The organism is Mesotoga sp. HF07.pep.5.2.highcov, from assembly GCF_003666285.1.
Lineage (GTDB): Bacteria > Thermotogota > Thermotogae > Petrotogales > Kosmotogaceae > Mesotoga > Mesotoga prima.
Map to the genome: position 1 here is coordinate 1 of NZ_JFHJ01000258.1, position 2,493 is coordinate 2,493.

Annotated in this window: 1 protein-coding gene and 1 pseudogene; both read left to right on the plus strand. The window is 43.0% G+C overall.

Features of this window, described 5'->3' with window-relative positions; translation table 11 throughout:
- Positions 1-136: 136 nt before the first annotated feature.
- Positions 137-1,255, plus strand: a complete 1,119-nt coding sequence (locus tag BG32_RS05360) for an alanyl-tRNA editing protein (RefSeq protein WP_121526530.1) — start codon at positions 137-139, stop codon at positions 1,253-1,255.
- Between the two features lie 14 nt (positions 1,256-1,269).
- Positions 1,270-2,493 (plus strand): annotated as a pseudogene (gene dnaB / locus BG32_RS05365) (replicative DNA helicase); the annotation flags it as partial.

Sequence of the window (2,493 nt, forward strand, 5' to 3'; positions counted from 1 at the left end):
ACCGAAAGGATTGGCCTTTCCTGCAACCAAATCACCTCATATTCATTTTTCGCGTTATCACCCACGGAGTTAATGAATGCTACTGTATAATTATTACATATATTTGCACATAATATCAAGTGGCCGGGGGCGGTGTATGTTAGAAGCAGTAAGGGAAATATGGTTTGTAGAAGGTACTACCTACATCAAAATATGTTACGGAAATGTTTTTGTTGATGGTGAAGCGGGACAACTTGGAGACCGTGGAGAGGTAGATTCTTTCAAAATAAAATCTGTGAAGAAAATTGGAGACGAGGTTGTCTTAGAAATCGATGGAAAGATTGAAAAGAATAGTGGCGAAATGGTAGATATTAGGATCGATGAGGAAAGAAGAATAGATATCTCACAGCAACACACAGCTCAACACCTTCTTTCTGCTGTCTTTCTAAGCGAAATGGATGCCGAAACCGTAGGATTTCAGATGGGCGAGGAGTACACAACTATCGATCTCTCACTTGGAATTCTTAAGGATGATATGATCGATTATGTAGAGAGGCTTTGCAACAATTTTATCGGTGAGGATCGTGCGGTAAGGAAATTTGTTGTCGATAGGTCTGAAATCCAAAAATACCATCTTAGAAAAGAGATCAAGAGAGAGATCACTGAAAGCGAAAGAGAGATAAGACTTGTCGAAATAGACGGGATAGACCTAAGTGCCTGCTCGGGTCTTCATGTGGAACGTACTGGCCAGATGAGTTTATTGAAGATTTTGAAACACGAGAAAGTGAAAGGGTCGCTCACCAGAGTCTATTTTGTTGCAGGGAAAAGGGCTTTGAATGATTATTTCACTAAACATAAATTGATCACAAATTCCTCCCTCTTACTAACGTGCAGTTATTTGGATCTGACGGATAGAATTGCGTCTCTAATTGATGAAATCAGACAAGACAATTCGAAAATCAGGAGCTTTTCTGAAAGACTGGCGGGTTATGTTGCAAGAGAGATAAACGGATCAAAGTCACGAGTTATCTTTCTTGAGGATGAAGAGAGTATACTCGCTTCGATTCCAAGATTTGTCACACTTGAGGAGTATCTTATCATTGGAAAGTCTGATGATAGAATCCTTCTTTTCTGTAAAGGATACGATTGCCGAGAGGTTCTCACCAGGATAAAAAAGGAGTTCGAGGTCAAGGGTGGATCCGGCAAAGAGAGAGGCCAATTTGTTTTCGACGGTGAGTTTGCCTCAATAAAGGAGCTGATTGAGAATAGCTATTGATTATCTAGAAGAAGTTGGTGAGCGATTTGAAGACAAGAGTACCCCCAAACAGCATTGAATCGGAAGAGGCGGTAATTGGAAGTATCTTGATAGATCCAGATGTTGTTCCAGATGTCATGGAACTCCTCACAGGCAGGGATTTTTACTCACGAAAGAATCAGCTAATTTTTTCCACGATGGAGAAGCTTTTCGATGAAGGAAGCCCTGTAGACATAGTTTCGGTGACGGAAAGACTGAGGACCGGTGGAGTTCTTGAGGAAGTTGGGGGTGAAGTCGAGCTGGCAAAGCTAGCCGATGTCGTTCCAACCTCTGCGAATTTCTTTTATTATGGTAAGACAGTAAAGGAGAAGTCATTACTTCGATCGCTCATAGCGGCGGCAAGTTCGATTGTCGAAAACGCATACGAAGGAGAAGACACGGACGAGATCCTGGACAACGCTGAGAAAGCTATTTTTCAAATCACCGAAGCCCAGATATCCAAAACCTATCAGCACATTGGAAAGATAATGCATGAACTGTTTCACAATCTGGAAAGGTTGAAAGAAAACGCCCTTACAGGAAGAATTACCGGAATAGCATCTGGGTACAGAAGACTCGACCAAGTCACTACAGGATTTCGACCATCCGATCTCGTCATTGTTGCATCTCGACCTTCTATGGGTAAAACTGCCTTTGCTTTGAGCCTGGCGAGCAACATGGCGCTGAAGTTTCAGCTACCGGTAGCTGTTTTTTGCCTAGAAATGTCCAAAGAACAGCTTGCACAGCGGTTGTTGTGTAATGTGACGAATTTTGAGCTCTCTCGCTTCGCGCCGGAGATATCGGAAGCGAGGAGTGGAAAAGGCTAACAAATGGAGCCAGTACTCTCCAGACCGCGCCAATAATCATTGACGATGAGCCATCACTTGATCCTAGAACCTTGAGAGCCAAGGCAAGACGGATAAAGATGGAACACAACATTCAGGTTCTATTTGTCGATTACCTTCAACTAATGCATACTAAAAGCAGATCGGACAACAGGCAGCAGGAAATCTCGGAGATTTCGAGATCTATGAAGCTCCTCGCAAGGGAATTGAACATCACTGTTGTTGCTCTTTCGCAGCTTTCAAGGGCAGTGGAGCAAAGAGAAGATAAAATGCCGCGTCTAAGTGATCTTCGTGAATCGGGAGCCATAGAACAGGATGCCGATACCGTTATGTTTCTTTACAGAGAGGACTACTACAAAGACAAGAGTGAGGTCA

What these genes read in the sequence shown, in the direction of transcription:
- BG32_RS05360 (WP_121526530.1), top strand. Translation starts at nt 137, where the DNA reads ATGTTAGAAGCAGTAAGGGAAATATGGTTTGTAGAAGGTACTACCTAC.